The organism is Lentzea sp. NPDC036955 (assembly GCF_055608005.1).
The window spans coordinates 42,309-66,949 of sequence record NZ_JBVJRC010000019.1 but is presented as its reverse complement, the minus strand read 5'-3'; the positions used below and the strand labels follow the sequence as shown (position 1 = coordinate 66,949).

Annotated in this window: 22 protein-coding genes; 11 read left to right on the top strand and 11 right to left on the bottom strand. The window is 71.9% G+C overall.

Going from position 1 to position 24,641, the window contains the following annotated elements:
* Positions 1-226: 226 nt before the first annotated feature.
* Positions 227-1,075 (top strand): coiled-coil domain-containing protein, encoded by an 849-nt coding sequence (locus tag ACZ7CF_RS41190; protein WP_458432872.1) that lies wholly within the window; start codon positions 227-229, stop codon positions 1,073-1,075.
* Between the two features lie 756 nt (positions 1,076-1,831).
* Here the strand turns inward: ACZ7CF_RS41190 and ACZ7CF_RS41185 are convergent.
* The 3 genes from ACZ7CF_RS41185 to ACZ7CF_RS41175 all read right to left on the bottom strand — a co-directional run bounded on the left by ACZ7CF_RS41185 (position 1,832) and on the right by ACZ7CF_RS41175 (position 4,600).
* Entirely contained in the window at positions 1,832-2,899 is a 1,068-nt protein-coding gene (locus tag ACZ7CF_RS41185) for a spore photoproduct lyase family protein (protein WP_470372434.1), read from the bottom strand.
* A gap of 90 nt (positions 2,900-2,989) precedes the next feature.
* Positions 2,990-4,114: a hypothetical protein gene (locus ACZ7CF_RS41180; protein ID WP_470372433.1), complete on the bottom strand. Its 1,125-nt coding sequence runs from the start codon at positions 4,112-4,114 to the stop codon at positions 2,990-2,992.
* A gap of 84 nt (positions 4,115-4,198) precedes the next feature.
* Entirely contained in the window at positions 4,199-4,600 is a 402-nt protein-coding gene (locus tag ACZ7CF_RS41175) for a hypothetical protein (RefSeq protein ID WP_470372432.1), read from the bottom strand.
* Positions 4,601-4,630: 30 nt separating this feature from the next.
* Between ACZ7CF_RS41175 and ACZ7CF_RS41170 the strand changes: the two genes are divergently transcribed.
* The 4 genes from ACZ7CF_RS41170 (at position 4,631) to ACZ7CF_RS41155 (ending at position 12,369) form a co-directional block, all read left to right on the top strand.
* Positions 4,631-9,169 (top strand): HAMP domain-containing protein, encoded by a 4,539-nt coding sequence (locus ACZ7CF_RS41170; RefSeq protein WP_470372431.1) that lies wholly within the window; start codon positions 4,631-4,633, stop codon positions 9,167-9,169.
* Positions 9,151-11,463 (top strand): SpoIIE family protein phosphatase, encoded by a 2,313-nt coding sequence (locus tag ACZ7CF_RS41165; protein ID WP_470372430.1) that lies wholly within the window; start codon positions 9,151-9,153, stop codon positions 11,461-11,463. Before ACZ7CF_RS41170 ends, ACZ7CF_RS41165 begins: the two co-directional genes overlap by 19 nt.
* Positions 11,464-11,479: 16 nt before the next feature.
* Entirely contained in the window at positions 11,480-11,893 is a 414-nt protein-coding gene (locus tag ACZ7CF_RS41160) for an ATP-binding protein (RefSeq protein ID WP_470372429.1), read from the top strand.
* 71 nt (positions 11,894-11,964) lie between these two features.
* Complete coding sequence (locus ACZ7CF_RS41155; protein WP_360400431.1) at positions 11,965-12,369, top strand: ATP-binding protein; 405 nt, start codon at positions 11,965-11,967, stop codon at positions 12,367-12,369.
* Here ACZ7CF_RS41155 and ACZ7CF_RS41150 read toward each other — a convergent pair whose 3' ends face one another.
* Both ACZ7CF_RS41150 and ACZ7CF_RS41145 read right to left on the bottom strand, forming a co-directional pair.
* Complete coding sequence (locus tag ACZ7CF_RS41150; protein ID WP_470372428.1) at positions 12,370-13,368, bottom strand: hypothetical protein; 999 nt, start codon at positions 13,366-13,368, stop codon at positions 12,370-12,372.
* A gap of 476 nt (positions 13,369-13,844) precedes the next feature.
* A complete protein-coding gene (locus ACZ7CF_RS41145; protein WP_470372427.1) occupies positions 13,845-14,414 on the bottom strand; it encodes a TetR/AcrR family transcriptional regulator in 570 nt (189 codons plus the stop codon).
* 123 nt (positions 14,415-14,537) lie between these two features.
* Between ACZ7CF_RS41145 and ACZ7CF_RS41140 the strand changes: the two genes are divergently transcribed.
* Positions 14,538-14,678, top strand: a complete 141-nt coding sequence (locus tag ACZ7CF_RS41140; RefSeq protein ID WP_470372426.1) for a hypothetical protein — start codon at positions 14,538-14,540, stop codon at positions 14,676-14,678.
* Positions 14,679-14,686: 8 nt separating this feature from the next.
* Here the strand turns inward: ACZ7CF_RS41140 and ACZ7CF_RS41135 are convergent, their stop codons facing one another.
* The 5 genes from ACZ7CF_RS41135 to ACZ7CF_RS41115 form a co-directional block, all read right to left on the bottom strand.
* The gene (locus ACZ7CF_RS41135; protein ID WP_470372425.1) at positions 14,687-15,370 is read right to left on the bottom strand and encodes a hypothetical protein; all 684 of its coding nucleotides are present in this window, start codon (positions 15,368-15,370) and stop codon (positions 14,687-14,689) included.
* Positions 15,371-15,387: 17 nt separating this feature from the next.
* On the bottom strand, positions 15,388-16,683 hold the full coding sequence (locus ACZ7CF_RS41130) for a GAF domain-containing protein (protein WP_470372424.1): 1,296 nt from the start codon (positions 16,681-16,683) through the stop codon (positions 15,388-15,390).
* 111 nt (positions 16,684-16,794) lie between these two features.
* Positions 16,795-18,045 (bottom strand): PP2C family protein-serine/threonine phosphatase, encoded by a 1,251-nt coding sequence (locus tag ACZ7CF_RS41125; RefSeq protein ID WP_470372423.1) that lies wholly within the window; start codon positions 18,043-18,045, stop codon positions 16,795-16,797.
* On the bottom strand, positions 18,042-18,482 hold the full coding sequence (locus tag ACZ7CF_RS41120) for an ATP-binding protein (RefSeq protein ID WP_470372422.1): 441 nt from the start codon (positions 18,480-18,482) through the stop codon (positions 18,042-18,044). The genes ACZ7CF_RS41125 and ACZ7CF_RS41120 overlap by 4 nt, the downstream gene beginning before the upstream one ends.
* A 180-nt stretch (positions 18,483-18,662) precedes the next feature.
* Complete coding sequence (locus ACZ7CF_RS41115) at positions 18,663-19,157, bottom strand: MarR family winged helix-turn-helix transcriptional regulator (RefSeq protein WP_470372421.1); 495 nt, start codon at positions 19,155-19,157, stop codon at positions 18,663-18,665.
* A gap of 107 nt (positions 19,158-19,264) precedes the next feature.
* On the opposite strand from ACZ7CF_RS41115, the gene ACZ7CF_RS41110 reads away from it, so the two are divergent.
* From ACZ7CF_RS41110 to ACZ7CF_RS41090, 5 genes are all read left to right on the top strand, one after another.
* Positions 19,265-20,431, top strand: a complete 1,167-nt coding sequence (locus tag ACZ7CF_RS41110; protein WP_470372420.1) for a PP2C family protein-serine/threonine phosphatase — start codon at positions 19,265-19,267, stop codon at positions 20,429-20,431.
* 98 nt (positions 20,432-20,529) lie between these two features.
* A complete protein-coding gene (locus ACZ7CF_RS41105; protein ID WP_360400461.1) occupies positions 20,530-20,964 on the top strand; it encodes an ATP-binding protein in 435 nt (144 codons plus the stop codon).
* Positions 20,965-21,010: 46 nt separating this feature from the next.
* Entirely contained in the window at positions 21,011-21,397 is a 387-nt protein-coding gene (locus tag ACZ7CF_RS41100) for a MerR family transcriptional regulator (protein WP_360400464.1), read from the top strand.
* A complete protein-coding gene (trxA, locus tag ACZ7CF_RS41095) occupies positions 21,388-21,696 on the top strand; it encodes a thioredoxin (protein ID WP_360400467.1) in 309 nt (102 codons plus the stop codon). The genes ACZ7CF_RS41100 and trxA overlap by 10 nt, the downstream gene beginning before the upstream one ends.
* 18 nt (positions 21,697-21,714) lie before the next feature.
* Positions 21,715-23,295: a Na+/H+ antiporter gene (locus ACZ7CF_RS41090; protein WP_470372419.1), complete on the top strand. Its 1,581-nt coding sequence runs from the start codon at positions 21,715-21,717 to the stop codon at positions 23,293-23,295.
* A 37-nt stretch (positions 23,296-23,332) separates the two neighbouring features.
* Here the strand turns inward: ACZ7CF_RS41090 and ACZ7CF_RS41085 are convergent, their stop codons facing one another.
* Positions 23,333-24,625: a hypothetical protein gene (locus ACZ7CF_RS41085; protein WP_470372418.1), complete on the bottom strand. Its 1,293-nt coding sequence runs from the start codon at positions 24,623-24,625 to the stop codon at positions 23,333-23,335.
* Between the last annotated feature and the right edge of the window lie 16 nt (positions 24,626-24,641).

Sequence of the window (24,641 nt, the reverse complement as noted above, 5' to 3'; positions counted from 1 at the left end):
GCTTGGCCGGTGGCCGATCACCGCGACAGGGGCGTTGCGCGCTGGGACAGCTCCAGTGCACGGCTGGACCAGTGGCCGTGCACCGGAGCCGTGCGACCGCCGGTTGATCCAGATCACACAAGTCGTTGCGCCCCAACGCCTCCCTCCCGGGAACATTCGCCGGCCCCGCTTCGTCTTCCGGGTGAGTGTTGCTGCGACTGGAGAGGAGCAGGGGGAAGTGGAGCTGTTGCCGCTGCGAACCGACTTCGACGTGCGCTGGCGCGGCTACGACCAGGACCAGGTCCAGCACTACGTGCACGCGGCGGAGAGCGAGACGACAGCGCTCACCGCCGACCGCGACGCCGCCCTGGCCCAGGCCGAGTCCCTTGCCCGGCAACTGGAAGCCGCCCGCACGGAGATCGCCGAGCTGCGCGCCCGCGTCGACCGGATCTGCCGGACGCCGATCGACCCCGAGGCGCTCACCGAACGCACCCGGCGCATGGTCGAGCTGGCCCACGCCGAAGCCGAGGAGATCACCACCCGCGCCCGCAGCGCCGCCGAGCAGGACTGGGCGAACGCCCACCGCGCCGCCGAACGCCTGCGCCAGCGCGCCGAGCACCTCGTGACCGACCTCGACCGGCGCCGCGCGGACGTGGAGACCGAGCACCGCGAGCTGATGACCCGCGCCCACGCCCAGGTCGAGACGATGACCCGGCACGCGGAACGCCGCCGCCGCCAGCTCGACGACCAGGCCGCGCAGCTCCGCCGCCAGGTCGAGGCGGACTTCGAGCAGGCCATGGCCCAGCGCCGCGCCGAACAGATGCGTGCGCTGGAGGAGCAGCAGCGCTCCGCTCAGGCCCGCGCCGAGAAGACCGTCCGCGACGCCACCGAGCACGCGCGGCGGATCGTCACCGAAGCCGAGCACCGCGTCGAGGTCCTGCGTCAGCACCGCAAGCGCATCGGCGACCAACTGCTCGCCGCACAGGCACTCCTGGCCGACATCGAGCCCGTGCTGGCGGCGTTGCCCGAGGAGAACCTGCTGAAGATGGACGTCATCCACCCCGATCGGCGCGCTCGCGAACCCGTTCACCGCTGAGCACTCCGGATCGTCGCCTCAAGCACCGCCACGGACGGGTCGGCACCTTCCTCCAACCGCTGGGGTTTCCGCGAGGAGGGCGAGGCCGGGTGGCGGCCGCTGAGCACGTCGAGATCAAGGTGGCCTGGCGACAGCGCAACGCTGGTCCGGCAGACTCCGAGACCTTCACCGGAAGGAGCCTGCCGTGAAACATGTTCTCGACGCGTACTACTTCTCTCCCGAGAACCGCGGCCGGACCCCTGTGAGGGTGGACTCGGAGGCGAAGCTCGACCAGGTGCTTGCCGATGTCCTGGCCAACGAACAGCCCCACCCGACTGTCGTGTACCTGCGGGATCGCCCGAAGGTCGGTGCGCTCAAGCTCCCGGACCACCAGCTGAAGTTCGACATCGATGTGCCACACCGGGTCGCGGCCATGCACGCCATGGGACCACCGAGTTTCGCGGCCGACGATGATCCGGTGTCACGGCCCGGATCAGGCCGTTCTGTCTCGTCCGAGATGAAGGACGACGAAATGTGTGCGTGGGTCACCCGCCGGACCGATGAACACCCACACGGGAATTCGGCCACCCGTCCCGATGATCGGGACATCACGCTGTACGTGGACGTGGACACGCGCACCCGGTTCCCCGCGGATGCCCTCATCCCGTTGGCAAAGCTCAAGGTGGCCTGCTGCTGGAGCTCGCGGAAACAGGTCAACGCCCCACCTGCGTGCACTGGCAGGAGTCGGACGTCTCCTGATCCACCCCGGGCCGGAGCTCAGAACGCGTACCGGACCCGCAGGTACGGAGCCTGCTCCGCGACCAGTGCGAGGAACGAGTCGAGCAGTTCCCGCTTGAGCCCCCGCCGGTACCGCACGTTGACCCCTCCGCCCTCGCTGCGCTTGACCTCCTGCAGGTCCGGGCGCCACAGCAGGTCCTCCGCCCGCGGGTGCCAGCGCAGGTTGACCTCGTGCAGCGGCTGGTTGTGGGTGAGCATGATGACCTCGGCGGCCAGCTGCGCGCGGGTGGCGGGTGAGACCGCGTCGCCGAGCGACTGGAACAGCTGCCGCCAGTCCTCCAGCCAGCCGTCGTGCACAACAACTGGGCTGAGGTTCACGTGCACCTCGTAGCCGGCGGCGCGGAAGTCGTCGAGGGCGGCGAGGCGGTCGGCGACGGGGGTGGTGCGGATGTCGAGCAGTTTCGCGGTGCGTTCGGGCATCAGCGAGAAGCGGACGCGGGTGCGGCCCCGCGGGTCCCAGTCCAGCAGGTCGCGGTTGACGTACTTGGTCGCGAAGGACGCCTTGGCGGTGGGCAGGCCGCGGAACAGCCGCACCAGGTCCCGCACGTTGTCGCTGACCAGTGCGTCCGCCGAGCAGTCGGAGTTCTCGCCGATGTCGTAGACCCACGCGTGGTCGTCGATCTGGCCGGGCTCGGTCAGCGGGCCCTGCCGGGCGACGTGGCGGGCCAGGTAGCCGGTGATCTGGTCGATGTTCGCGAACACCGTGATCGGGTTGGAGTAGCCCTTGCGCCGCGGCACGTAGCAGTAGGCGCAGGCCATCGCGCAGCCGTTGGCGGTGGACGGGGCGATGAAGTGCGCGGAACGGCCGTTGGGGCGCGCGCTCAGCGACTTCTTCACCCCGAGCACCAGCGCCTCGCGCTTGATCCGCACCCACCGCTGGGCGTTGGCCTCGTCGCCGTGCAGCTCGGGGATGCGCCAGTGGCTGTCGACCTCGACCCGCTGCGCGTCCGGGAACCGGTCGAGCACCTCGCGGCCGCGCGGCAGCAGCGCGGCAGCGGGCTCCACGTAGATGCGGGTCGGGTTCAGCAGCGGTGTCGAGGTGCTCACCCCTGCAGTGTCCACACGGCACCGACAAAAACCGCGCGCATGCGCCCTACCAGGGTGAACACGTGGCGCAACTCTCCTCCGGCGACCCCGTCACGTCTGCTGGATCTCGGAGATCTGCAGGTGCCGGGCGCCCCGCAGGGTCAGCGGGATGTTCAGGTAGTCGGCACCGGAGCGGGCCATCCAGATCCACCCCCGCAGCACGCTGTTCGGGTCGAAGACGTGGCAGTCGTGCCGGGTCCAGGCCAGGCTGCGGCTGAAGCCGTTGTACTCCTCGACGTCGAGCAGGTCGATCTTGAGGCTGTCGCCCTCGGTGCCGGCGACGCGACCGGTCTCCCAGCTGACCTCGGAGAGCACGGTCGGGCAGCACTCGACGGTGACCAGGCCGAAGCGGGCGGTGTGCAGGCGCCTGCCGAACGGGGCCAGCGCCACCTTGCACGCGAAGACCAGGACGCTGGAGGCGTCGGTGTGCTCGCCGAACAGCAGGCCGGTGTGGAAGCCGGCGATGTGCACGTCGCGCAGGTAGACGACCGCGTTGTTGCCGCCGCCCGGCAGGACGACGCCGGTGGACCACGGGATCTCCGGCTCGACCACCGCGGGCAGCGGGTCCGGGGTGCACACGCGGACGCCGCGCAGGCGGACCTGCGGTGCCCACAGCAGGTTCAGGCCGGCCAGCGACGGGTTCGACGGCACCTGGACGGCGATGTTCGTGACCGCCACGGCCACGCGGTTGAAGCCGCCCCACACGTTGCCCTTCGGCGAGGCGATCACGGCCGGGGGCATGCCGGTCGCGAGGCCGTCCCAGGTGGCGGTGACCGTCGACTTCAGCATGGTGCCCGCCGCCGTCTGCCGGCCGTCCGGGATGAACTGCAGGCCCTGCTGGGTGCCGGCGCCGGCGAGCTCGACCGTGATCTGCGGGCCGGAGGTGCGTTCCGGGAACAGCAGCTGGCCGGCCGCGTGGGTGGGGCCGGGGCGAGGTCGGGCCGGTGGTGTGGCGAGCAGGTAGGTCCTGGCGTCGAACTCGACGCGTGCGTAGCCGTTCGCGCGTGCGGCGAAGGCGCAGGCCGCGTCGATCGCGCGCTGCACGGCGGCGGTGTCGTCGGTGCGGCCGTCTCCCCTGGCGCCGAAGTGCGCCACCCGGAAGACGTGCGAGCCGGTGGCGGCCTCGGCGGCGGGGGTGGTCGCGGCCAGCAGGCCCGCACCACCCGCGGTCACCACGCCGGCACGGAGGAAAAGGCGACGATTCGTGTGATCGCCCGTTTCGATCATGAATCTGATCATGATCGAAACGGGTGATCAGCGTCAATTTGCGACAGCCCCGCACGGGGAAAGCATCAACTCATCGAGTGAACGAACCCCATTCTCCGCACATTCGCCCGATCCGGTGAGCACCATTGACGGCCACCTCACGAATCGGCCCTCGCGGGCACCGGCGTCACGGCCCAGGGCGGTCTCCACCGAGCCGCCGCCGATGTCGAGCAGCAGCAGGCGCCCGCCCAGACGCGTGCCGGTTCGAGGCGGGCCGTCGCGGCAGCGGCGTGCCGGACGGAAATCCGAAGAACATTCCCGGCCGATCGAATTCGCCGACGCGCACCGGACCTGCAAGACCGCCGGGATCGTCGCGGAGAAGCACACCACCGGGCTTCCAGTAATGTCATTCGCGTTCGCTGAGGTGAGCTTGAGCAGACAGGTGCCCACCTCCACGTGGTTTCGCCGTGCAGTGGAGGATTCTGGATGAGTGGCACGAGTGCGCCGGCCGATGTCCTGGCCGGTCAGGACGCCGCGCGAAGAGCGGCGGAGCTGCCGGAGCTGCGGCAGCTGCTCGCCGGGCTCACCGCCGTGCGCGACGGCGACTTCGGGATCCGCCTGCCCGACGACTCCGACGGGCTGCTCGGCGAGATCGCCACCGTCTTCAACGGCATGGTCGACCAGCTGTCGCTGTTCACCTCCGAGGTCACCCGCGTCGCGCGCGAGGTCGGCACGGACGGGCGCCTCGGCGGACAGGCCGAGGTGCCGGGCGTGTCCGGCACGTGGAAGGACCTCACCGACTCGGTGAACGCCATGGCGGGCAACCTGACCAGCCAGGTCCGCGACATCGCCCAGGTCGCCACCGCGGTCGCCCGCGGCGACCTCAGCCAGAAGATCGACGTCGACGCGCGCGGCGAGATCCTGGAGCTGAAGAACACCGTCAACACGATGGTCGACCAGCTCTCCTCGTTCGCCGACGAGGTCACCCGCGTGGCCCGCGAGGTGGGCAGCGAGGGCCGGCTGGGCGGTCAGGCCGAGGTGCCCGGCGTCGGCGGCGTGTGGCTGGACCTCACGAACTCCGTGAACTTCATGGCGGGCAACCTGACCGACCAGGTCCGCAACATCGCCCAGGTGACCACCGCCGTCGCGCGCGGCGACCTCAGCCAGAAGATCACGGTCACCGCGCGCGGCGAGATCCTCGAACTGAAGAACACCATCAACACGATGGTCGACCAGCTCTCCTCCTTCGCCGACGAGGTCACCCGCGTCTCGCGCGAGGTCGGCACCGAGGGCGCCCTGGGCGGTCAGGCCGACGTGAAGGGCGTGTCCGGCACGTGGCGCGACCTCACCGACTCGGTGAACTTCATGGCGGGCAACCTGACCGCGCAGGTGCGCTCCATCGCCCAGGTCGCCACGGCGGTCGCCCGCGGCGACCTCAGCCAGAAGATCACCGTGACGGCCCGCGGCGAGATCCTGGAGCTCAAGGACACCATCAACACGATGGTCGACCAGCTCTCCTCCTTCGCCGACGAGGTCACCCGCGTCTCCCGCGAGGTCGGCACGGACGGGCGCCTCGGCGGCCAGGCGGACGTGAAGGGCGTGTCCGGCACGTGGAAGGACCTCACCGAGTCCGTCAACGTCATGGCGGACAACCTCACCGCGCAGGTGCGCTCCATCGCGCAGGTGACGACGGCGGTGGCGCGCGGTGACCTGAGCCAGAAGATCCGCGTGGACGCGCGCGGCGAGATCCTGGAGCTGAAGGAGACCATCAACACGATGGTCGACCAGCTGTCCGGCTTCGCCGACGAGGTCACCCGCGTGTCCCGCGAGGTCGGCACCGAGGGCAACCTCGGCGGCCAGGCGACCGTGCGCGGTGTCTCCGGCACGTGGAAGCACCTGACGGACAACGTGAACGTCATGGCCTCCAACCTCACCAACCAGGTGCGGTCGATCGCCCAGGTCGCCACGGCGGTGGCCCGCGGCGACCTCAGCCAGAAGATCACCGTCGAGGCCAAGGGCGAGGTCGCCGCGCTGGCCGGCGTGATCAACACGATGGTCGACACGCTGTCCGCGTTCGCCGACGAGGTCACCCGCGTGGCCCGCGAGGTCGGCACCGAGGGCATGCTCGGCGGTCAGGCACGGGTGCCGAACGTGGCGGGCACCTGGAAGGACCTGACCGACAACGTCAACTTCATGGCGAACAACCTGACCAACCAGGTCCGCAACATCGCCCAGGTCACCACCGCCGTCGCGCAGGGCGACCTGACCAAGAAGATCGACGTCGACGCCCGCGGCGAGATCCTGGAGCTCAAGACCACGATCAACACGATGGTCGACCAGCTCAGTTCCTTCGCCGCCGAGGTCACCCGCGTGGCCCGCGAGGTGGGCAGCGAGGGCCGGTTGGGTGGTCAGGCCGAGGTCGAGGGCGTGTCCGGCACGTGGAAGCGGCTCACCGAGAACGTCAACGAGCTGGCCGGGAACCTGACCCGCCAGGTGCGCGCGATCGCCGAGGTGACGAGCGCGGTCGCCGAGGGCGACCTGACCCGGTCGATCACCGTCGAGGCCTCCGGTGAGGTCGCCGAGCTCAAGGACAACATCAACTCGATGGTGGAGTCGTTGCGCGACTCCACGAAGGCCAACGAGGACCAGGACTGGCTGAAGTCCAACCTGGCCCGCATCTCCGGGCTCATGCAGGGCCGCAGGGACCTCGCCGTCGTCGCCGAGCTGATCATGGACGAGCTGACGCCGCTGGTGTCGGCCCAGTTCGGCGCGTTCTACCTGGCCGACGACACCGAGGACCGCCAGGAGCTGCGGCTGATCAGCTCCTACGGCCACCCCGACGACGGTTCGCGGACCACCCGGTTCCGGTTCGGGCAGTCGCTCGTCGGGCAGGCCGCGCGCAGCCGCCGCACGATCGCCGTGGACGAGATGCCGGCCGACTACGTCGCCATCACCTCCGGTCTCGGCCGCACCGCGCCGGTCAACCTGCTGGTGCTGCCGATCGTCGTGGAGGACCAGGTCCTCGGCGTCATCGAGGTCGCGTCGGTGCACCGCTTCACCGACATCCACCGCGACTTCCTCGACCAGCTGATGGAGGCCATCGGCGTCAACGTCAACACCATCATCGCCAACGCCCGCACCGACGAGCTGCTCACCGAGTCGCAGCGGCTCGCGGAGGAGCTGCAGTCGCGCTCCGGTGAGCTGCAGGCCCGCCAGGAGGAGCTGCAGCGCTCCAACAAGGAGCTGGAGGAGAAGGCGGAGCTGCTCGCGATCCAGAACAGCGACATCGAGACGAAGAACCTGGAGATCGAGCAGGCGCGGCAGCAGCTGGAGGTCCGCGCGCAGGAGCTGACGCTCGCGTCGAAGTACAAGTCGGAGTTCCTGGCCAACATGAGCCACGAGCTGCGCACCCCGCTCAACAGCCTGCTGATCCTCGCGCAGCTGCTGGCCCAGAACCCCAGCCGCAACCTCACCCCGAAGCAGGTCGAGTACGCGGGCATCATCCACTCCGCGGGCTCCGACCTGCTGGGGTTGATCAACGACATCCTCGACCTGTCCAAGATCGAGGCCGGCAAGATGGACATCACGCCGGAACGCGTGTCGCTGCGGCGGCTGCTGGACTACGTCGAGGTCACGTTCCGCCCGCTCACCTCGCAGAAGGGGCTGAGCTTCCAGCTGAACACCTCGCCGGGCACGCCGCCGGAGCTCGTCACCGACGACACCCGCCTGCAGCAGGTGCTGCGCAACCTGCTGTCCAACGCGGTCAAGTTCACCGAGACCGGCGGTGTGGAGCTGCGCATCGGGCTCGCCGACCCGGACGAGCTGCCGCACGCGGTCCGCGCGCACGGCCAGGCCATCCGGTTCCAGGTCAGCGACACCGGCATCGGCATCGCCGAGCACCAGCTGGAGTCGATCTTCGGTGCGTTCCAGCAGGCCGACGGCACCACCAGCCGCAAGTACGGCGGCACCGGGCTGGGCCTGTCGATCAGCCGCGAGATCGCCTACCTGCTCGGCGGGTCGATCACCGCGGAGAGCACCCTGGGCAGGGGCAGCACCTTCACCCTGTACCTGCCGGTGCACAGCAGCGAGTTCGCCGAGCCCGTGCAGGAGGCGGCGACGGCGGCGGCCGAACCCGCTGTCGCGGCGGAGGAACCCGCACCGGCCGCCACGCACCAGCGGCGGCTGCTGGTCGTGGAGGAACGGCCGCAGGGCCTGCTCTCCCTGGTCGCGCAGAGCGCGGTGACCGACCTGTCGGCGAGCAACGACCCGCGCGGGCCGGTGGAGGTGGTCACCGCCGTCGGCCGCGAGGAGGCGGCGGCCGCGCTCGCGACCGAGCCGTGCCACTGCGTCGTGCTGGAGCTGGACATGCCCGACGGTGCCGCGCTGCGGTTCCTGGAGGCGCTCGACGGTGACACCGCCACCCGCACGATTCCCGTGCTGGCGCACAACAACCGCAGGCTGCCGGCGCAGTACGAGCAGCAGCTGCAGACGCGCAGCAGCACCCGCCCGCTCGAGCTGCTGTCCAGCCTGGACGAGCTGCGGGAGCGGATCGCGTTGCACCTCAACGCGGACGGCCCCGAGGACGTGCTGCCCCTCGTGCGTCCCGAGCAGCCGCGGCCGCCGGCCGCGCACCGGGTGAACGGGCAGCTGGCCGGTCGCACGGTGCTGATCGTCGACGACGACGCCCGCAACCTGTTCGCGCTCAGCAGCATCCTGGAGCTGCACGACGTGCGGGTGCTGCACGCGGAGAACGGCAGGGAGGGCATCGAGGCGCTCGTCAGCCACCCGGAGATCGACCTGATCCTGATGGACGTGATGATGCCGGAGATGGACGGCTACGCCGCCACCGCCGCGATCCGCTCCATGCCCGACCACGCGGAGGTCCCGATCATCGCCGTCACGGCGAAGGCGATGCCGGGCGACCGGGACAAGAGCATCTCGGCGGGCGCCAACGACTACGTCACCAAACCGGTCGACGCCGACGACCTGGTGGCCTGCGTGCACCGGTGGATGCGCACCCGGTGACCGCCGACGAGGCCGGTGTCGGCCGGCTCGCGGGCACCGTCGCCCGCCTGCACCGGGAGATCGAGCAGGCACGGGCGGCAGCGGACGGCCGGGCGCTGGTGGAGCTCGCCAAGGGCGTGCTCGTCGAACGCCTGCGCTGCGGTCCCGCGCAGGCGGCCGAGCAGCTCGCCCTGCTCGCGGACCGGGCGGGCACCACCCAGTTGCAGCTCGCCGTGGAGATCATCAACGAGGTCTCCGGCGACGAGCTCACCGCGGTCCCCGCCGCGGCCGGCGACCACACCGCCACGACGGCGATCCGGTTGCGGACGGCGGAAAGCGGCGCTCTGCACGCCGACGACACGCAGTCGGTGGCCCAGTCGCTCTTCGACCACGCGCTGGCCCCGCTGGGCGCGAGCGCCGTGGCGATCTGGCTGGCCGGTGCGGACGCCTCGCTCACCCTCGCCGGGCACGCCGGGTTCGGCACCGGTGAGGCGCACCGCTGGCGCTACGTCCCTCCCGGCGTGCCGACACCCGCACGCCGGGCGCTCCTGGAGCGGGAGGCGGTGTGGATCGGCGACCTGGGCGCGTCGGGGCTGCCGTCGATCGGTGCCGGCCTGCTCGGCCGCGTCACCGTCCCGGCCGGCACCGGCGGCCGCATCACCGGCGTGCTGGAGATCTGCTGGCCCACCGGGCTCGCACCGCAGCCGTTGAGCGTGCACAAGCAGGTGGAGGCGCTGGCGGAGCTGTGCGCCGCCACCCTGGACAGCACCGCGGTCGTGCGCATGGCCGACCACGCGGCACCCGCGCCGGCGGAGCTGGTGGACCTCGCCGACGGGCTGCTCGACCCGGCGTTCGTGCTGGGCCCCGAGGTCTCGCCGGAGGGCACGATCACCGACTTCCGCATCCACCACGTCAACAGCCGGTTCGTGGACCTCGCCGGACGGCCGCGGGCCGCGGTGGCGGGCCGGTCGTTGCTGGAGGCCTACCCGCTGGCCGCGACCGAGGGCGGCCTGTTCGACAAGGTCGAGCACGTGCACGCCACCGGTGAGCCGTTCCGCGCAGAGCACATGAACCTCGCCGCGCTGATCGACGAGGTGCCGCTGACGGTGACCGCCGGGGTGAGCATCACCCGGCACGGGGTGCTGGTGCTGGTCGTGTGGCGGGTGCAGGACGAGACGACCCGCCTGGCGAACCTGCTGCAGCACGCCCAGCGCCTCGGCCGGGTCGGCGGCTTCGAGGAGGACCGGCTCACCGGCGCGATCGTGTGGAACAGCCAGCTGCACTCGCTCTACGGACACGCCCCCGGCGCCGATCCCGTGCCGCTGGCGCAGATCGCGGCGCACGCCCACCCGGACGACGTGCCGGCGCTCAACGGGTTCGTGCAGACCGTGCTGCACGACCACCGGCAAGCGTCCGCGGCGTTCCGCCTGCAGCGCACCGGCGGTGTCACCCGACACGTCCGCGTGATCGCCGAGCCCGTGCTCGACCCGCACGGCACGCTGCTCGCCGTCCGCGGCGCCTACCAGGACGTGTCCTCCCAGCACTGGACCGAGGTGGCGCTGTCGGCCACGCAGGACCAGCTGGCGATCACCGCGCAGGAGGCCGCGGAGCGCAACAGGCTGACGCTGCAGCTCCAGCAGGTGATCATGCCGCCGACGCACCCCACGCTGGAGGCGTTCGGACTGCGGGTCGCGGTGCGTTACCGGCCCGCCGCGCAGGAAGAGCTGGTCGGCGGCGACTGGTACGACGCCGTCGTGCTGCCGTCCAAGCAGATCCTGGTGTCGGTCGGCGACATCACCGGTCACGGCATCAAGGGCGCGACCGGGATGGTGGTGCTGCGCAACGCGTTGCGCGGGCTGGCCGCCACCGGCGCGGGACCGGGCCAGCTGCTCACCTGGCTGAACCTCGTGGCCCACCACCTCGCCGACAACATCTTCGCCACCGCGATCTGCGGCGTGTACGACCCGTTGACCCGCGTGCTGCGCTGGGCCCGCGCCGGTCACCTGCCGCCGGTGCTGATCAGGGACGGGGAGGGCGAGCTGCTGCCGATGCTGCCCGGCACGATGCTCGGCGCCCTGTCCGAGGCGACCTACGTGGAGGGCGAGGTCGTGCTCGAACCCCGTGACACGCTGCTGCTCTACACCGACGGCCTGGTCGAGCGCAGGGACCTGCCGCTGGACGAGTGCCTGGAGCAGCTGTGCGCCGCCGTGCGGGAACCGCGGGCCGACCTGGACGACCTGCTGGACCACCTGCTGACCCAGAGCCGGTCCGACACCGACGACGACACGTGCGTCGTCGGTGTCCAGCTGCCGTGACGAGGAGGTGCCGACCGTGTCGCTCAGCCACCCCGGCCACCAGGCCTTCTTCCGCAGCTTCGACCTGGAGGACTACCACGACGACGTCGCCGGAATCCGGGCCCTGGCGCGGCTCGCGCTCACCGGGTTCGGCGGCGACGACGTCGGGGACGTGCTGCTCGTGCTCAGCGAGCTGGTGTGCAACGCCTTCGACCACGGCCGGGGCCCGCGCCGGTTGCGCCTGCACGTGGCGCCGGACCCGTGCGTGGTGCGCTGCGAGGTCGACGACACCGCGCCTGAGCTGCCCGTTCTCGGCCGGTCGCGGCTCGGCGGCTGCCGCGGCCGCGGGATCGTGATGGTCGACCGGCTGGCCACGTCCTGGGGCACGAGCCCCGGTGACGGCTGCAAGACGGTGTGGGCGGAGCTGCGGTGTGAGCTGGGTCCGTCCTGACGGTGCCGGGTTTCGCCGCCCCCGGCCGAGGTACTCCAGTCGTGCGATGCCGACAGGGAGGAGGCCGCGACGTGGCTGCCGAGTGCTCTGTTGACGGCTGGCACACGCTGGAGCTCGTCAGCGCCGTACCGGACACGGCGAAGATCCGCAGGTGGACCAGGTCGATCCTGGGCGACCTGGGCGAGGACGACCTCCTCGACGTGCTGATGGTGATCACCGAGCTTGCCGCCAACGTCTTCGACCACGCACGTCTGCCCGCCCGCCTGCGGTTGCGGCGGTCGGACGAGCCGTGCGTCGTCAACGTCGTGGCTGAGGACGCCTCGCCTGACTCGCCTCTGCTGCGGCCGTCCACGCCCGACTCGGTGCGCGGCCGCGGCATGGTGATCGTGAACCGGCTGGCCGAGCGCTGGGGCGTGGTGCACCGCACCGTCGGCAAGGCCGTGTGGGCGGTCATCCCCTGCGCGCCGGCGCGGTGATCAGCTGACCAGCCGCAGGTCGCGCTGGTCCAGCAGCCGTTCCAGCGCACGCCGGCTGCGGCTCACCGGTTCGTCGATCAGCAGGCGTTCCGCACCGTAGGCGCGCACCAGCGGGTGCAGCTCGTAGAGCCCGTACCCCTTCTGCTCCACCAGGTGCGCCTCGACCAACGCGTCGAGCAGGCCGCGCGTCGGCCGCCCGCTCAGGTCCGCCAGCACCGCCACCGCGTGCACGTCGAAGGTCGTGCAGGGGTGCAACGTCAGCAGGCGCAGCAACCGGCGCGCGTCCGGGGGCAGCGCGCGGTCGGAGAGCGCCAGCGTCGCCCGCAGGCCGCCTTCGAGGGCCAGCGCGGTGAGCGGTTCCAGGTAGTCGGTCAGCGTCCAGCCGGGGTGCTCGCGCAGGTGGCGGCCGATGACCGACACGGCGAGCGGGTGGCAGCCGAGGAGCTCGACGATCGAGCCGACCGGGCCGGCGTCCGCGGTGCGCGGCGCTGCGCTGAGGCGCAGCAGTTCCAGCGCCTCCCCGGCGGTGAGCGGGGGCAGCGTGGTGGAGCCGAGGCCGGGTAGAGCGGTGCGGCTCGTGATGAGCGCGTGGCAGCCGGGTGGGGGCAGCAGCGGCCGCACCTGGGCCGCGTCGGCCGCGTTGTCGAGCACGACGAGCGCGGAGGTCTCCGCGACCTTGGTGCGGTACAACCGGATCCGGTCGTCGAGGCCGGGTGGGATCAGATCGCCCGGTACGCCGAGCACCCGCAGGAACGACTCCAGTGCGGCGGCGACGGCCACGGGCGGGCGCACGGGGTCAAGCCCGCACAGGTCCAGGAACAGCACCGGGCCGCGGACCAGACCGCGGCGAGCCCACGAGTGTCCCAGGTGGACGGCCAGCGCCGTCTTCCCGATGCCCGGCATCCCGGCGAGCGCCACGACACCGCCGGAGGCGAACCGCTGGAGCAGGTCCCGCCTGCCGACGAACGCGGGAAGGTCCTCCGGCAGCTCGGTGCGCACGCGGCACAGCCGGTCGCGTCGGTCTCCCCCAGCACCCGGCGCAGCGCCTGCCGCCACTGCCCCAGCAGCGCGACGTCGCCGTCGACGAGCACCTCCACGACGGCAAGAACCAGGTCGACGTTCGGCCGCCGCCGCCCGGTCTGGAAGCAGTTGCCGACGGTCGAGCGGGCGGGCCACTCGGTGCGCGGGCGACCGGCCCCGTGCCACGACGCGTGGATGCGCCGGGTGATCTCGGTGATCGACGGACTGCCCGCGTCGACCTTCAACCCGCGCAGCTGCACGACGTACTCGTCGAGCGTGCGCGGTCTGCTCGGAGTGAACACCGAACGCCCCCTCAGCGAACTTGGAACACTCGTTTCAAGATAGTCGGGCTGTCAAGCACCTCCCGTGCACCGCACTCGGGAGCCAAGGGCTGGACCTTGGAGGGATCAGGGAGCTCCTGGACGACATCAAGGAGGTCGCCGTCCAGCAGGGGCTCACACGAGAGCGCTGAGCGCGGCCTTCACGGTCGCGTTCAGCGCTTTCCGGTCGGCACCGGCACGAGAACGCAGGTTCACCCCGTAGGCGAGCATGGCGAGCATGTCCGCCGCCTGCGCGGGAGCGAGCCGCAGCCCCGGCTCCCGTTCGAGCGCCGCGCGCAGCGCCTTGCCGAGCTGGTCGTGGTGCTCGTGCAGCACCGCGCTGATCTCCGGGTCGTCGTTCTCGCCGTTGGCGTGCGCGTTCGCCACCATGCACCCCCACCGGGCGTGCGGGCCCGCGCACCGGACCTGGACGAGCCGGGCGAAGAACACCTCGACCGCCGCGAGCCCTGACTCCTCGCCGGCCAGCTGGTCGAAGACCGGCTGGGACCGCTCGCGGACGTAGCGGCGCAGCGCCGCCAGGTAGAGGTCGCGCTTGCCGCCGAACGTCGAGTACAGGCTCGACCGGTTCAGGCCGGTGGCGGTCACGATGTCCTGGATGCCGGTCGACGCGGCACCTCGCTTCCAGAACAACGCCATGACCTCGTCGAGAACGGCGTCCGGGTCGAAGTGCTTCACGTCGGGCATCGTTGCCACCTCAGGACTAACTTGAACCGTTCCAAGTTAGTCCTGCCGGCGGGCCCGCGCAACCGCCGTCCAGAGTCGTCCACGAACCCCGGCGCGCGACCGGTCCCGGCAGAGCATCGAACCATGATTCCTCAGCTCTGGACCTCGGCCTACGGTCGCCGAGGCAACGCCCTGACCAGGTTCGCCGCGCGGCTCGCGGTGCGCACGACCGAGTTGCTGCGCGCTCTGGCCCGCTGCGAACGCGACACGTTCATGTCGCTGTAGGAGGCCGGTCAGCGTCCGAGGGGCTTGCGGAGCTCGGTCGCCTTCGCGGGCCCGTACATCGCGACCAGCGTCTGGTCGAGCAACTGCTCCGGGGTCAGGTTCCGCTGCTTCGCCACCTCGGCCAGCCCGGTGTCGGCCAGGTCCAGCAACGGGCGCAGGTCGATCTTCCAAGCCCCGTCCTCGCGCGCGAACTCGAACCGGTACGGCGCCTGCTGCCCGCGGGCGATCACCTCGGTCGACGCCTTGTCGCCGTCGACCTCGACCTCGCCGACGGCGAGGTTGGACACGCCCTGCTCCCCGACCAGCCCCCGGTCGACCGCCGCCTTCACCACGTCCTTCGACGACGCGGTGCGCAGGACCGCGGGGTCCAGCGCGCCCCGCATCACGTAGACCGCGAGGCGCACGCTGAGCAGCGAGGTGGCGAGCTGCTGCTCGGTGGCGGTGAGCGCCAGCGTCCGGTAGTTCTCGTAGACGTCGAAGATCGGGCCGGCCAGCACCGACACCGCCGCGGCGCCGTCCTTGGCGAGCACGGCCTTCTGGTAGGTCTCGAAGGCGGCGCGGACCGCCGCCGACTCGTCGGCGGAGGGCCGGGTGCTGGTCGAGCCGGACGCCGCGGTGGGGGCAGTGGCCGGTGCTGGGGTGCCGTAGGCGGCCACGAGCAGGCACAGCGCGGCCAGCAGGAAACGCTTCACCCGAAGAGCCTAGTCGGTCAGCGGTGCACGTAGGCCGCCAGCCCGCCGAGCTCCTCGCTCGCGATGAACACCGACCGCACGTTGATCAGCGCCTCCTCGACGTGCGCGGCGCAGCCCCAGGCCGCGTCGCCCCACGAGTCGGCGACCTTGATCTCGGCCGGCGCGCCGCACCCGGCGGTGCCGCCGAGCTGGCACTGCTCCGGGCGCGGCGTGCGGGCCTGGTTCTCGGCGGCGGCGCGCATCTTGGCGTTCAGCTCCGCGGCGGCAGCGGCCCGCCGTTCGGCGTCGGCGCGCAGCTCGCGTTCCGCCTCGACGGCCTTGCCCAGCTCCTCCAGTGCCGCTTCCGCGCGGGCCTCTGCGGCACGTTTGGCCTGGTCGTCGTGGTGGCGTTCGATGGCGAGGGCCGCGGTGCCGGTGAAGACCTGGATGAGGGCGAGGTCGGTGTCCTGCGGCACCCTGGGCGTGCGGTGGTACAGGGCGAAGGTGCCCAGCAGGCCGCCGTCGCGGGCCAGGATCGGCGTCGACCAGCAGGCCCCCAGCCCGGCGCGCTCGGCCAGGTGGCGGAAGTCGTCCCAGAACGGGTCGGTGGCGATGTCGGCGACCACGACCGGTTCCCGCCGGTGGGCCGCGGTGCCGCAGGAACCGACGCCCTCACCGGTGGCGATGCCGTCGATGGCCTCGTTGTAGAAGCCGGGCAGGCTGGGCGCGGCACCGTGCCGCAGGTGCAGGCCGTCGGGATCGGCCAGCAGGACGGACACGAACAGCTCCTGCGGCACCAGCTCCTCGATGGAGCGGGCCATCCCGTCGAGCACCTCGGTCAGCGGCGCCTGCCGGGCGATCTGCTCCAGCAGGGCGCGGTGCTCGGCCATCAACCGCTGGGCGTGCTTGACCTGCGTGGTCTCCACCCCGATGACCCGCACGCCGACCACCTCGCCGGACCGGTCGCGGCGCGCCTCGCAGGTGACGTCGAAGAACGCCTCCCGCGCGTCCGGGCCGTCCCCCAGCACGACCCGCACGTCACGACCGGTGCGCGCCTCGCCGGTGCGGTGGACCTCGTCCAGCAGGGCGCGCAGCCCCTGCTCGGCCGGCTCGGGCAGCACGTCCGCCAGCGGCTGCCCCGGACGGGCCCGGCCCTGGCCGATGGACGCCGTGAACGCGGGGTTCGCCGTCCCCAGCACGTGCTCCGGTCCCGAGAACGACGCGAAGATCGCCGTCGACTGCCCGAACAACGCGCGCAGGTCTTCCTCCGCGCCACCGCCACCCGCCGTCACCCGCGACACCTCGACCTGGTCCCGACCGTCCAAAGCGCTCACGCCCGCATTCCCACCCTCATGCGTCGCAGGCACGCTGCTGGACCTCGGACGCTGTTCCACTGTTACCGCACTCCTGTGAGCGGTGCGATCGTACGCACCGCCGGTGTCCCCTCAGGTCATCGCACCTCGGAACCGGACACCGAGGAGCACGGTGTCGTCGGTGTACAGGACGATGTCGTGCATGTCCGCCACGATCGTGGACAACGCCAGGTCGAGCGGCTGGTCCGCGTACGCCTTGGCGGCGGAGGAGAGCCGGAGCTCGCCCTCGTCCACGTCGCCGCGGCTCTCGACCAGCCCGTCGGTGTAGAGCAGCAGCAGGTCCCCCGGCGCCAGCACCGTGGTGTTGATGCCGGTGCTGCCGGGCACGGGGAACCCGACACCGCGGCCCTTCGCGGGCAGGTAGGCCGTGTCGCCGGTGCCGGGCACCAGCAACGCGGGCGGGTGGCCGCCGCCGGCCAGGCGCAGCGCGCCCGTGCGCGGGTCGAGCCGGGCGACCAGCAGGGTGGCCATCAGACCCTCGTTGATCTCGGCGGCCCGCCGGACCAGGTCTTCGAGCGGGTAGCCGTCGAGGGTCAGGGTGCGGATGGTGTGGGTGACGTTGAGGGCGTTGCGGGTGCAGGTGACGCCGTGGCCGACGGCGTCGACGACGGTGATCTGCAGGGTGCCGTCGGCGAGCACGAACCAGTCGTAGAGGTCGCCGCCGGTGGGGGCGTCGCGGTCGGCCGGCCGGTAGTGCACCCCGAGCTCGACGCCGGGCACGACCGGGGGCGGTGGGCGCAGGGCGTCCTCCAGCTCGCGGAAGATCACCGCGTGGGCCCTGCGCAGCTGTTCGTCCCGCTCCTCCAGCTCCACGTACATCGCCACGACGCCGCTGTTGGTCTCCGCCAGCTCGTGCTTGAGCTGCAGGTGCTCGCGCTCCAGCGAGTCGGTGCGGGCCAGGAGGGCGCACAGTTCGAGGTCGGTCGCGGCCTGGTCGTCCGCCGGGTCCGCCCGCACGGCGACCTGCGGTTCCACCTGTGCGGGCAGGTGCCACACGGCGGCGGGCGCGTCGACCGGTTCGGGGAGCAGGGGCAGGTTCAGCGGCCGGGTGCGGTCGAGCGGCTCGACCAGCGGCAGGGTCACGACCAGGGTGGCCGTGCCGCCCGGCTCGGCCCTGAGCTGCCCGTCGACGGCGGCGCGGTCGGCGGGGTCGGCGGGGTCGGCGGCCAGGTGGTGCTCGCGCGCCAGGATCGTCGCGCTCTGCACCAGGCGGGCGCGCAGCTCGATGGACACGCCGTGCTCGTCGCACAGCGAGCGGAGCCGCGCGCGCAACGCGAGGACGCCGTCGGTCGTGGCGGAGGTGACGGGCTGTTCTGCGGTCACGACGCCCATCCCACCACGGTCACGGTGGTGCCCTCGCCCACGGCGGTGTCGAGGGTGAACTCGTCGACGAGCAGGCGGATGCCACCGAGCCCGTGGCCGAGTCCCGCGGACGTGCTGAAGCCGTCGGCCAGCGCCGCCGTGACGTCGCTGATGCCGGGCCCGTGGTCGCGGACCTGCAACCGGAGCCCGCGCCGGCCGTTGAGCCCGACGAGCCGGGTGATGGTCATCGCCCCACCACCGCCGTGGACGTAGGCGTTGCGCACGAGCTCACTCGCTGCCGTCACGACCTTCGTCTGACTGACGAGGTCGAACCCCGCCGCGAGGGCCGCGGCACGCACGGCGTGCCGGGCGGCGAGCAGGTCCGACTCGGAACGGATGGGGTGGACGGTCTCGCCGGTCGGCGCAGACCGGTCCCCGGCTGGGAGGTCGACGTGCACCTCACCTGGCCGCACGGGGCCGGTTCCGGTGCGGTCGCGCAACCTCGCAAGTCGCCACTGCAGCCCCAACCGCCGGATGTTCCCGTCACTAAACTATTGTCGCACAACAAAAGTTAGCAGAAGACGCCGACACGTGGGCGCGGTTGTGGCACGGGAGCACCGATGGGGGGACGACGGTGGTCAGGCGGTCTGCGTTCCCGGCTGGCCGTCGCCGTCGTCGACGCCTTGGACGGACGTGGCCGCGTCCCGCAGCTGCCGCAACCCGCTGACGAGCGTGGACCGGGCGGACGGCGGCAGCGTGTCCACGACGTCGCGCAGGTGCTCACGCCGCCGTTCACGCAGGTCGTGCAGGTACGCGCGGCCGCGGTCGCTCAGCGAGAGCTCGACCTCGCGGCGGCTGGTGGCGCTCAGGCCGCGTTCCAGGAAACCGACCGCCTCCAGCCGGTCGCACAGGCGGCTGACCGAGGACGGTGCGGCGTCCAGCGCCTCGCCGAGCGCGCGCAGGTTGGCGCCCTCGGACTTCTCGAGCACGAACATCACGCGCAGCTGGGACACCGACAGCGGAGCGGGCGACACGTCCTTGCTCCGTTCCCACATCACCTCGATCTGCTCGACCACCTGGGTGAGAACCCGGAGCACGTCGTCGACGGAGGCGTGTGGCCGAATCCGGTTCACGTCCCCCACTGTCGCATCCTTAGTGTTCCCGTGTCATGTCCGGCCGCGCCCGCGACACGGGATCGACACCCGGCACAGAAGGCAGGCACCCCGTGACCGCACAAGCGGTGAACAGATACCTCGTCGTCGAGCAGGCCCTCCGGGCCGCGGCACCGCACGAGCTGCTCGACGTCACGCGCACCCAGCTGAGACAGCTGTACCAGGCCGAAGCGGTGCAGCTGCTGCTGGCCGACTACGCGCTGCTCATGCTGCAACCGGTCGCGGAGCTGCCGTACACGAGCAGCCCGATCCCGGTGAACGGCAGCACGCCCGGTCAGGCGTTCGGCGCCCAGCAGCCGTTCGTCGAGCACCGCGAGGGCACCGCCGTGACCACCTACCTGCCGGTCACCGTCCGCGGCGACCGGCTCGGCGTGCTCGCGGTCGACCTGGCGGACGTGCCCGGCCAGGACGACGTGGCGGAGCTGGGCCGGATCGCGCAGACGCTGGGCCACGAGATCGTGGTCGCCGAACGCGACACCGACCTGTACCTGCAGGCGCGGCGGGCGACGCGGCTGACCCTCGCCGCGGAGATGCAGTGGCAGCTGCTGCCGGGCCGGTCCTGCCGCCGGTCCGAGTACGACCTCGGCGGCCAGCTGGAACCCGCCTACGCCATCTACGGCGACAACTTCGACTGGTCGACCAACGCCGAGCACCTCACGCTGACGGTCACCAACGGCATGGGCGAGGGCATCGACGCCGCCCTGCTGACCAACCTCGCGGTCAACGCCCTGCGCAACGCCCGCCGCGCCGGCGTCCCCCTCGCCGACCAGGCGGCGCTGGCCGACCAGGCGATCTACGGCCAGCACGGCGGCCGGGTGCACGTCTCGGTCCTGCTGCTGCAGTTCGAGCTGAAGACCGGCAGGGTCGAGGTGATCGACGCGGGCTCGCCCAGCATGTGGCGCCTGCGCGGCACCACCGCCGAGCGCGTCACGTTCGAGGACCAGCTGCCGCTGGGCATGTTCGAGGACACCCAGTTCTCCCCGCAGGAGTTCCACGTCCGCCCCGGCGACCGGCTGATCTTCGCCAGCGACGGCGTCTACGACGTGGCCTCCCCCGCCGGCGAGCGCTACGGCGAACGCGCGCTGGCCCGCGCGATCAACCTGACCCGTCTGCTGCCCGCCGCGCAGGTCCCCAGGGAGGTCCTCCAGCAGCTCGCCGGGCACCGCAGCGGCCTGACCGTCGACGACGACGCGATGGTGCTGTGCCTGGACTGGCACGGCGCCGACCGTTCCTGACCGAAGGTCCCGCGCCGACGAGGACCTTGGCCTCCTGCCAAGATCGCGAACGGGCCCTAGCGTGATCAGGAGACCTGTCACCGGCACGAGGACCGAACTTGAGCGACGCCACGCCGGACGTCACCGCACCCGGTGGTCAGTGGGCCACCATGCGGCTGATCCACCCCGCCCCCAGCCTCGCGCAGGTGCGCTGGTGGGTGCGCCGCGCCCTCGCCGACGAGACGACCTCCAGCTCCGAGGCCGTCGTGCAGGTCGTCAACTCGCTGGTGAGCAACGCCTACCGGCACACCTCCGCGCCGCGCGCCACCACCCTGATCCGCCACCGCACCAGCCCGTACGTCCGCATCGAGGTGGAGGACGGTGAGCGCACGGCTGCCCTGGTGCCGACCGCCCCCGTCCGGTTCCACCTCGGGCTGCGGCTGGTCGCGGGGCTGAGCACCGCCTGGGGCGTGCGGGCCCGGCACAACGGCAAGGTCGTCTGGGCCGACGTGACCAGGACCGGACCGGTGCGCATCCCGGTGCAGCGCGGGTGACGCGGCCTTGCCTTGACGTGGGCGTCAAGGTTTAGCGTCTGCGGTCATGAGGATCGGCGAACTGGCCAGGCGAGCCGGCACCACGACGCGGGCGCTGCGGTTCTACGAGTCGCAGGGACTCCTGGAGGCGGACCGCAGCGCCAACGGCTACCGCGAGTACGACGAGCACGACCTCCGGCTGGTCGCGGAGATCCAGTCGCTGCAGTCGATCGGGCTGTCGCTGGAGGACACCCGCCCGTTCGTGGCGTGCCTGCGCGCCGGGCACTCCTCCGGCGACTCGTGCCCGGACTCGCGGGAGGTCTACCGGCGCAAGCTCGCCGAGCTGGACGCGTGCCTGGAGCGGCTGGGCGCGGTGCGCGCGTTCCTCGTGGACAAGATCGAGGCCTTCGACCCGTGCCGGGTGGACGAACCCAGGGAGTTCAAGTGCAGCTGACCGACGCCACGTTCGGCGAGAGCGTGCGGACCGGGACCGTGCTGGTCGAGTTCTGGGCGCAGTGGTGCGGGCCGTGCCACATGCTGTCGCCGGTGCTCGACGAGATCGACCGGGAACGCGACGACCTGACCGTTCTGCGCATCAACGCCGACGAGAACACGGCGACCGCCCGCGACTACCAGGTGATGTCGCTGCCGACGATGCTGCTGTTCCGCGACGGGGTGCCGATCCGGTCGATCGTGGGAGCGCGACCCAAGTCGCGGCTGCTCGCGGAGCTGGATGCCGCCCTGACCGCGTGAGCGTCCTAGATTGGGCACATGCTCGGTCTGGAACTCGTGGTGGTGCTGGGCGTGTGCGTGCTCGTGAGCAGCGTCGCGGCCGGGCGGTTGCGCGTCGCCGCACCGGCCCTGCTGGTCGTGTGCGGCGCGGTGCTCGGGTTCGTGCCGGCCCTGGAGTCGGTGACCCTGCCGCCGGAGGCGATGCTGCTGATCTTCCTCCCGGCCCTGCTGTACTGGGAGAGCCTCACCACCTCGTTGCGCGAGGTCAGGTCGAACCTGCGGGTCATCGTGCTCACCAGCACCGTGCTGGTGATCGCGACGGCCGCGGCGATCGCGTGGGTGGGGCACGCGCTGGGGCTGCCCTGGGGACCCGCGTGGGTGCTCGGCGCGGCGCTGGCCCCGACCGACGCGACGGCGGTGGCGGCGATCGCACGCGGGCTGCCGCGGCGCACCACCACGATCATCAAGGCCGAGTCGCTGATCAACGACGGCACCGCGCTCGTCATCTACGGCATCGCGGTCGCCGTCACCGTCGGCGAGGCGCAGTACAGCGCCGGGCTGGTCGGGTGGCGGTTCCTGCTGTCCTACGCCGGTGGCGCGGCGGCGGGCCTGTTGTGCGCGTGGCTGGTGGTGCTGGTCCGGCGGCGGCTCGACAACCCGGTGCAGGAGAGCGTGGTCAGCGTGCTGACGCCGTTCGCGGCGTTCCTGGCGGCCGAGGTCGTGCACGGCTCCGGCGTGATCGCCGTGGTGGTCGCGGGGCTGACGCTGAGCCAGATCGGGCCGCGGCTGGTGCGGGCCGACGCGCGGCAGCAGTCCGAGGCGTTCTGGCGGTTGTCGACGTTCCTGTTGAACGGGTCTTTGTTCGTCCTGATCGGACTGCAGGCCCATGGTGCCGTGCGCGCGTTGGACGGCCCGGAGGTGTTGGCGGCGTTCGGCACCATCGGTTTGGTGGCGCTCACGGTCGTGGGCTCGCGGGTGGTGTGGAGCTACACCACGCCGTACATCATCCGTGCGCTCGACCGGCGCCCTCAGCAACGCGCGCGACGCGTCGGCGCACGGCAGCGCATGGTCACCACGGCAGCCGGTTTCCGCGGTGCCGTGTCGCTGGCGGCGGCGCTCGCGGTGCCGGAGACGACCGCGTCCGGCGCGCCCTTCCCGTTCCGCGGGGAGATCATCCTCATCACGTCCGGTGTCGTCGTGCTGACGCTGGTCGTGCAGTCGCTGCTGCTGCCCGTGATCGTGCGGGCGTCGCACCTGCCCGAGGACACCGCGCTGGACGAGGAGCTCCGGCTCGCGCAGTCCACGGCGTCCGAGGAGGCCTACGAGGCGTTGCCCCGGCTCGCGGACGAGGTCGGCGTCAGCGACGTCGTCTACAAGCGGGTGCTCGCCGAGTACGACCACCACCTGGAGGTGATCCGCTCTACCGCGAGCGGTGACGAGGAGGCCACCCAGGCCGAGGCCGAGTACGCGGCGCTGCGGCTGGAGCTGATCGCGCACAAGCGGGCCACCGTGGTGCGCCTGCGCGACGAACGGGCGATCGACGACATCGTGCTGCGCACGGTGCAGGCACGGCTGGACGTCGAGGAGGTCCGGTTGTCCCGCCGCGAGGTCGAGGACTGACCAAAAACCCCCTGCTCTTCCGGCATCTGCAAGGGGGTTAGTTGAACAGGGTGCGGGACAAAGTGCGCACGGACGCCATGAGCGAGCGGTCCGGCGGGGACGGGGGTGGTGGCGGCAGCATCGCCAGCGCCTCCTCGTCGGTGGCGGAACGGGCGGCGAGCGCGGCCGTGCGCAGGACCTCGCGGTCAACGCCGGGACCGCCCCTGATCTCGAACTCACGGCCACCCTCGGTGCGCACATACATCTGGCCATCGGTGAAGCGCTCGTAGCGCAACGCCGGCGACTCGGTCTCGCACACCTGCGCGCCGAAGGTGCACTCGCCGAAGCCCGCGCCCAGCCGGGGTCCGACCGAGACGTACCGGGCGCCGGGCAGCAGTGAGCGGTCATCGGGGGTGAAGTGGGTGCCCTGCGGCGAAGCGGACCCGGCCGAGTAACCGGGCACCACGGCGGTCGCCACGCCGTCGGTGACCCGTGCGGTGAGCACCGCCTCGCGCAGCACGGCCCGGTCGAACGACGGCGGCGCGGTCAGCAGCAGGCGCGTGGTGCCGACGCGGTGGGCGTAGCCGATGCGGACCGGCGTGCCGTCCAGGAAGAACAGGCCGGGGCGCTCGACCTCGCAGCGGTCCGTGAACGGGTAACGGGAGTCGTGCGGCTCGAACCGGCAGTCCGGGCCGTCCGGCAGCGCGTGCAGGGAGACGTCGGGCGACGGCGCGTTCGGGTCGAGGTCGTCGGATACGAGGTGCCACACCCCCTGGGCCGGCACCAGGTGGTAGCCGGGCACCGCGGTCACCATCATCGACGTGCGCGGCACCTGGCTCACGGCCAGGCGTTGCTCCACATCGGACGGCAACGCGCCCGCGAGTGCGCGCAGCATCAGCAGCGCCACCGCGACGAGCACCGCGAACGAGGTGAGCGCCAGGTACCAGCGGCGCAGCAACACCCCCGCCACCAGCGCGAACAGCAGGGCCGTGGCGGGCCACCACAGCCACGGGGACTCGCTGAGGCCCAGGCGTGCCTCGTCGGACACGCTCCAGGCGAGCAGCCACGCACCGGTTCCGGCGCCGCCGACGAGCAGCGCCCAGCACACCCGCCCGCCGACGTTCCCGGTGAGCCACGACTCCCCCGGCGCCACGGACGCCGCGGCGGTCAGCGCGGCGACGAGCACCACGACCAGGACCCCGCCGACGACGACGGCCACCACCGGGCCGCCGAACAGCGACACGACCACGGGCCCGATCCCGCACGAGACGACCAGCGCGCCGGCCACCCCCGCCAGACTCACCTGGGCCAACGCCGGGCCCACTCCGTGCCGTTCCCCCATGTGCACCACGCGGTCACCCTGTCAG